General features: G+C 43.8%; 7 protein-coding genes. 5 read left to right on the top strand and 2 right to left on the bottom strand.

What is annotated here, in order from left to right:
- Positions 1 to 635, bottom strand: a 635-nt coding sequence (locus ACT3SX_RS13175) for a carbonic anhydrase (RefSeq protein WP_444518725.1), incomplete at its 3' end; no start/stop codon positions are given.
- A gap of 541 nt (positions 636 to 1,176) precedes the next feature.
- On the opposite strand from ACT3SX_RS13175, the gene potA reads away from it, so the two are divergent.
- The 5 genes from potA (at position 1,177) to ACT3SX_RS13150 (ending at position 5,886) form a co-directional block, all read left to right on the top strand.
- Entirely contained in the window at positions 1,177 to 2,418 is a 1,242-nt protein-coding gene (gene potA, locus ACT3SX_RS13170; protein ID WP_192518165.1) for a spermidine/putrescine ABC transporter ATP-binding protein PotA, read from the top strand.
- Positions 2,418 to 3,296 (top strand): spermidine/putrescine ABC transporter permease PotB, encoded by an 879-nt coding sequence (gene potB / locus ACT3SX_RS13165; protein WP_192518166.1) that lies wholly within the window; start codon positions 2,418 to 2,420, stop codon positions 3,294 to 3,296. Before potA ends, potB begins: the two co-directional genes overlap by 1 nt.
- A complete protein-coding gene (potC, locus tag ACT3SX_RS13160) occupies positions 3,296 to 4,084 on the top strand; it encodes a spermidine/putrescine ABC transporter permease PotC (protein ID WP_192518167.1) in 789 nt (262 codons plus the stop codon). Before potB ends, potC begins: the two co-directional genes overlap by 1 nt.
- A 93-nt stretch (positions 4,085 to 4,177) precedes the next feature.
- Positions 4,178 to 5,068, top strand: coding sequence for a LysR family transcriptional regulator (locus ACT3SX_RS13155; RefSeq protein ID WP_192518168.1), 891 nt, complete (start codon positions 4,178 to 4,180; stop codon positions 5,066 to 5,068).
- A 314-nt stretch (positions 5,069 to 5,382) separates the two neighbouring features.
- On the top strand, positions 5,383 to 5,886 hold the full coding sequence (locus ACT3SX_RS13150; protein WP_192518169.1) for a GNAT family N-acetyltransferase: 504 nt from the start codon (positions 5,383 to 5,385) through the stop codon (positions 5,884 to 5,886).
- 125 nt (positions 5,887 to 6,011) lie between these two features.
- Here ACT3SX_RS13150 and crcB read toward each other — a convergent pair whose 3' ends face one another.
- Positions 6,012 to 6,383, bottom strand: coding sequence for a fluoride efflux transporter CrcB (crcB, locus tag ACT3SX_RS13145; RefSeq protein WP_192518170.1), 372 nt, complete (start codon positions 6,381 to 6,383; stop codon positions 6,012 to 6,014).
- Positions 6,384 to 6,401 lie beyond the last annotated feature (18 nt).

Genomic DNA, 6,401 nt, shown 5'->3' with positions numbered 1-6,401 from the left:
CTTTCTAAAAACCTTACTTTTCCTGTCTCTAAGTCATACTCGGCACCAACGACTAGCAATTGACCGCTATTAGTCAAATCTTCTAGCGCACGCGAACCATGCTTAAGCTGACTAACTGACATGCGTACGTTGGCACGGATAGAGCGGTCTAGCAATTCATCAGCATCGACATCCTGACCGTTCGCTGTTGCTAGCTCATGTAAATTATAGACACTTGGGCGAATACGATCGACGATAGATTGCAAGTTAGGAGAGTAGTTTTGCTCGGGATTGATAAGCGTCTCTACACAGGCCGTGACCGCACCGCAATGTGAATGTCCAAGTACCACGACCAGTTTTGTACCAAATTTTTCAGCAGCAAACTCAATGGATCCAATCTGTGAAGGCGCTACCACGTTTCCTGCGACTCGAATGACAAACAAATCACCTAAGCCCTGATCAAATACAATCTCAACAGGTACGCGTGCATCCGAACAACCCAAAATAATCGCCAAAGGATCTTGATCTTTCACCAACTCTGGTCGACGCTGCATACCTGACTCAATACTGGTAAGACTATCCACATAGCGTGCGTTGCCTTCTCTTAAAATCTCAAGGGCTTCTTGACCCGTTTTTGGGCGTGTATCGTTAGGCATAAAATATCCTTTATTATCAATATTATGAAAGTGACAGGCTGTTTTAAATCGATTTATACAAACAAAAATTGGCTCAGTATTTACTAGCAATGATTAATAACCAGCATGCTGACCATATTTGTCAGCCACAACGTGATTGTATAGCAATCAGAATTAAAAATTGATAAAAAGTTTAGGTTTAATGTCTCTGCAGAACCTCCATACTTTTGCATCATAACTTTTTCCTCATATAGTATAGAGAAACGGTAAAGAGCAAAATGATAAATATTAACGGCAATTTTTTCCTTGTTTATCTAAAACCTGTCTCATTTCAAGCCTCACAATCTAATTAATGACACGTCCTAATACAAGCGATTGCATACCACTTGTCATCGCTTGCATCCTTATAACGAACTTGCACTAATTTATATCGAGGGTTTGTTATAATACGTGTCAATAAAACTAAGTTTATCTCTACTGATCATATCCACATTCAATCACCTTGATAGCAGCATCCTAAATAAATCGCCATATCATCATGTTAGATGCCTAGGAAAAAACCATGACCATCCCTCCTCCCAATACGCACAAAACTCCTGTATCACCCAATGATGACAAGGTGCTGTTGCAACTGACTGGTCTAAAAAAAACCTTTGATCAAACGGAAGTATTAAAAGATATCAACCTAGATATCAAGCATGGAGAGTTTCTGACCCTGCTAGGCCCATCCGGTTGTGGCAAGACGACATTACTACGTTTGATTGCAGGTTTTGAGCAGCCAAATGAGGGCGCTATATATTTGGATGGTCTACAGATGGCAGGGTTGCCAGCAGATAAACGTCCAGTCAATACTGTATTTCAGCAATATGCATTGTTTCCTCATATGAGTGTCGCACAAAATGTGGCGTACGGACTCAAACTCAAAAAAGTATCTAAAGATGAGACTAAAACACGAGTGAGCGAGATGCTCGCCATGGTACAGCTAGAGCATTTAGCCAATCGTAAACCACAAGATTTATCAGGTGGTCAGCAGCAGCGTGTAGCGATTGCGCGTGCCGTGATCAATCGTCCCAAATTATTATTACTTGATGAGCCATTATCCGCGCTCGATCACAAGCTGCGTTTGCAAATGCAATCTGAGCTAAAACGATTACAGCGTGAGCTGGGCATTACTTTTGTATTTGTCACTCATGACCAAGAAGAAGCACTATCGATGTCGGACCGTATCGCGGTGATGAAAGATGGCTCATTTCAGCAAATCGGCACACCCATTGAGATTTATGAGACGCCTGCCAACTTGTTCACCGCCAAATTCATCGGTGAGACCAACTTGTTCAAAGCTGAAGTAAAAGGTGTGTATCCCAATCAGCCAGATCGTGATGGCAAAGTCACCAACGGACGTATCGAAGTAGAGGTTTGCGAGGCGCAAGCACAAGATGGACCTACAGCACTACGGAATCTACGCCGTCCTAATTTTGCCAATGATGTGCAGGTAGGCGACATCGTAAATTTACTGCTTCGTCCTGAAGACTTACGGATTTATGATCCAAAAGATGATGAAAACATTGGCCTGTTTGGCCGCGTTATTGAAAGCAACTATAAAGGCAGTACGTTAGACTCAATTATCGAACTGGCAAACGGTCATATTATTAAGGCCTCTGAGTTCTTTGATGAAGACGACCCGAGCTTTGATTACAAACTAAACGAAGGTGTCAAAGTCTCATGGGTAGATGGCTGGGAATGGGTATTGCCAGAAGTCTCCGAAAATATGTCAGACACGACTGTACAAAAGGATGGTAGCTGATGGCACCTCGTAGCTTGGGCAGTAAAAGTCCTTTTCGTACCGCAACGCTATGGTTGATTTGGGGTTGGCTACTGATATTTGCGCTATTGCCAAACATCTTAGTCATTGCTGTCAGTTTTTTGACCCGTGATAGCAGTGCTTTTATTAGCTTGCCGGTCAGCATCGATAGTTATGTGCGTATGATCGACCCCTTATATTTTGAGGTCTTTGTGCACTCACTATGGATGGCAGGTATCACAACCGTCATCTGCTTACTACTCGGTTACCCTTTTGCTTGGCTGATATCTAAAGCCAAAGTACGCTGGCAACCACTATTGATGATGCTATTGATACTGCCATTTTGGACCAACTCTTTAGTACGTACCTATGCACTCAAATTACTGTTTGCTAATAACGGTTTGATTAATAAATCACTACTTGCTATAGGCGTTATCGATACACCTATCGATATTTTATATACGCAAGGTGCGGTGATTGCTGGTCTGACGTATTTGTTATTTCCATTTATGGTATTGCCTTTATATGCGGTGTTTACTGATTTACGTAATGACATGCTGTTGGCCTCTCAGGATTTGGGTGCATCCAAGACCCAGACGTTTTGGCACGTGGTGCTACCATTGACGACACCTGGGATTATCTCTGGGGTGCTCTTAGTGTTATTACCTGCGATGGGTATGTTTTATGTAGCAGATATTTTGGGTGGCTCACGTAACTTATTGGTCGGTAATATCATCAAAAACCAATTTTTAGATGCCCGTGACTGGCCATTTGGGGCCGCCGCCAGTGTAATACTGACACTGGCAATGGCGTTGTTATTACTCGCCTACCGCGCCAGCAGTCGCCGTATTGGTAAAACCGACTTTAATGAGGTGGCCTAATGTCTCATTCACGCACATTGAAGCTTGGCAGTATCGCTGCTAAAGGCTACCTTAGCTTGATTTATACCTTGCTATATCTACCTATCATCGTCTTAGTAGTGATGTCATTTAACCAGTCAAAGATTGGCTACAACTGGGGCGGGTTTAGCTTAAAGTGGTATGAATCGCTCTTTAATAACCAAGCGATGCTCGATGCGTTTTGGCACTCTATTGTCTTAGGTTTAGTCGCTGCAACTGTCTCAACGTTGATAGGTACACTCACTGCCCTAGCCTTACATCGTTATAATTTTCGCGGTAAAGGCCTACTAAATGGTCTGCTATTTGTGTTGATGATGTCGCCTGAGATTGTGCTCGCTATCTCGTTATTAGCATTGTTCTTATTAATCGGACTGCAATTGGGCTTTGTCTCACTGCTATTGGCACACATTACCTTTTGCTTGCCCTTCGTGGTCATCACTGTGTTTGCACGGCTGAGTAGCTTAGATGAGCGCTTGATGGAAGCGGCACGTGATTTAGGTGCCAATGAATCAACGATGGTGCGCACTGTACTAATTCCAGTCATTTTACCTGCGGTTATGGCAGGTTGGTTGCTGGCCTTTACCTTGTCACTAGATGATGTAGTGGTTTCAACCTTTGTGACAGGACCCAGTTATGAGATTTTACCGTTACGGATTTATTCTATGGTAAGAGTTGGGTTAAAGCCTGAGGTCAATGCCATTGGTACATTATTATTAGTCGCTTCTTTAATATTGGTTATTATCTCACAAGTACTGTTGCGCAAGCGCTAGCTGTTGCTGAATCATTAATTATATACTATGAATGAAAGTCAGCAACATATGTACTATAATGAATTTATCTCACTTTAGTGGTTAGGTCGTCTTATGCTAGAACTACGCCATCTCAACACCTTGACCGCGCTACGAGCGCATGGCTCACTTGCTGCCGCTGCCGATGAGCTGCACGTCACAGCGTCTGCGGTATCACACCAATTAAAAGAGCTAGAGAGTTACTACGATATCAACTTGGTCAATCGTCGTACGCGACCGCTCACCTTTACGCCAGCTGGTAAAGCCGTACTGGCATTAGCAGATAACATCCTGCCGCAAGTGACCCGTACCAAATCCAATCTTAAACGCCTAGCACACGGGCAAGCAGGCAGGTTACGCCTAGCCTCTGAATGTCACAGCTGCTTTGATTGGCTAATGCCGATACTCAATCAGTATCGCCGCGAATGGTCTGATGTGGAGCTGGACTTTGCGACGGGCTTTGAGCCTGAGCCCCATCATTTATTGATGGAAGGTGATATTGACCTGCTGATTACCACCAGCAACTTACCGATAGAAGGACTCTGTTATCAGCCACTATTTGAATACGAGAGTCGTTTAGTACTGTCACCCATGCATGATTTGGCAGCGCAAGATTTTATCGATCCAAGTGATTTGACTGATGAGACTTTGATTGCCTATCCCGTCGAGGCCAAACGTCTCGATATTATCGCCAACTTTATGACGCCAGCGCAGGTAAGCTTTGAGAGCGTTCGTACGACAGAGCTGACAGCGATGCTGATTCAGCTGGTCGCTAGTGAACGCGGAGTTGCTGCATTGCCTGATTGGGTCGTCGCGGAATATGAGAAAAAAGGTTGGGTCGTCTCGCGGAAGTTGGGTGTAGGTGTACATTGTCAGTTGTATGCAGCAACGCGCACATCTAGCCAAGATACGGCGTATATGCAAGGGTTTGCGAATTTACTAGAAGGGATAGTGAAGCCGTTGTAGGTTCATTACTGATTACTTTCTTATAGTTATAAAATATTAGTCACTTTTTCATATCGTAACAAATGTTATGGTAAATAATGGTTCCCTAGTGAGGAATTGAACCTTAGGCTGTAGGCTAATGGTATCAGGGTTTTAACTTGCTAAGATAACCACAGTGTACTTCATGGTGTACTTACCATACATATTCTATCTATGATCGGTGCGCTATACAGGCTTCGAACTATATGCTATATCTCAGAGAGTTGAGTCTCTGATAATCCCGGTGCGGTTCAACGTGCAAGTTACACAACAATTCGTATTTAAGGATAAGTATAATGAAAATTGAAATACGTCATGCCGAGCCAGAAGATGCAGAAGCGTTGCAAGCCATTCATGCAGATGAGGCCTTATATGCAAATACTTTGCAGTTGCCTATGCCGTCCAAGACCCTATGGCATAAACGATTGGCGGATATATCTGAAAATACGTATTTTCTGGTGGCTGAAGTTGAGGGTGAAGTAGTAGGTTGTCTAGGGCTTGATACCATGATATCAAAACGTCGACGCCATGTAGCAAGCTTTGGGGTCAGCGTAAAGTCCGCGTCACAGGGTAAGGGTGTGGGTCGAGCTCTTATAACTACAGCGCTGGATTTGGCCGATAATTGGCTGGATATAAAACGTATTGAGATTACTGCTTACACCGATAACATCGGAGGCATTGGTTTATATAAAAGCTTGGGCTTTGTGATAGAAGGTGAAATGGTGGATTATGCTTATCGTAACGGCGAGTATGTCAATGCCTATCAGATGGCAAGAATTCGAAAAGCTAAAAATGGGTGATTCTGGGTATACCCCAAGGTAACCAGTTATTTTGCCCTTCAAACCTATTAACAGACCACTTAAAATAGACTGCTATCATGGAACCACTTATAACAGACCATTAAACGATGACTATCTACCAACGGCTACAAAACCAACTTAAAGAAGTAAAATCCCAGCGCGGTTGCCACTAATGTCAGGCCAACGTGCAGACCTATCAATGCAAGACCTGCTAATAACCTGCCTTCGCTGATAAAAGTAAACACTTCCGCGCTAAAGGTACTAAAAGTCGTCAACCCGCCCAAAAACCCAGTGATCACAAACAGTCGAATATTAGGAGACAGACCGCTGCCCATCCGCTCGAACCAAACTAAGGCCAACCCTATTAGCAGACCGCCCAAGATATTAGCACCCAATGTACCCAGTGGTATCCAGCTGTGCAGCGGGTTAAAGCGAGCCAACCATGTCCGCAAGCACGCGCCAAATGCTGCTCCTAAACCAACGGCAAGCCACTGCATAGACCATCCTTACTTCTA

Origin of the sequence: Psychrobacter sp. AOP31-B2-9 (genome assembly GCF_052378005.1) — a bacterium.
Lineage (GTDB): Bacteria > Pseudomonadota > Gammaproteobacteria > Pseudomonadales > Moraxellaceae > Psychrobacter.
This window is presented reverse-complemented; position numbering and strand designations above follow the sequence as displayed.

What these genes read in the sequence shown, in the direction of transcription:
- potB (WP_192518166.1), top strand. Translation starts at nt 2,418, where the DNA reads ATGGCACCTCGTAGCTTGGGCAGTAAAAGTCCTTTTCGTACCGCAACG.
- potC (WP_192518167.1), top strand. Translation starts at nt 3,296, where the DNA reads ATGTCTCATTCACGCACATTGAAGCTTGGCAGTATCGCTGCTAAAGGC.
- potA (WP_192518165.1), top strand. Translation starts at nt 1,177, where the DNA reads ATGACCATCCCTCCTCCCAATACGCACAAAACTCCTGTATCACCCAAT.
- crcB (WP_192518170.1), bottom strand. Translation starts at nt 6,383, where the DNA reads ATGCAGTGGCTTGCCGTTGGTTTAGGAGCAGCATTTGGCGCGTGCTTG.
- ACT3SX_RS13150 (WP_192518169.1), top strand. Translation starts at nt 5,383, where the DNA reads ATGAAAATTGAAATACGTCATGCCGAGCCAGAAGATGCAGAAGCGTTG.
- ACT3SX_RS13155 (WP_192518168.1), top strand. Translation starts at nt 4,178, where the DNA reads ATGCTAGAACTACGCCATCTCAACACCTTGACCGCGCTACGAGCGCAT.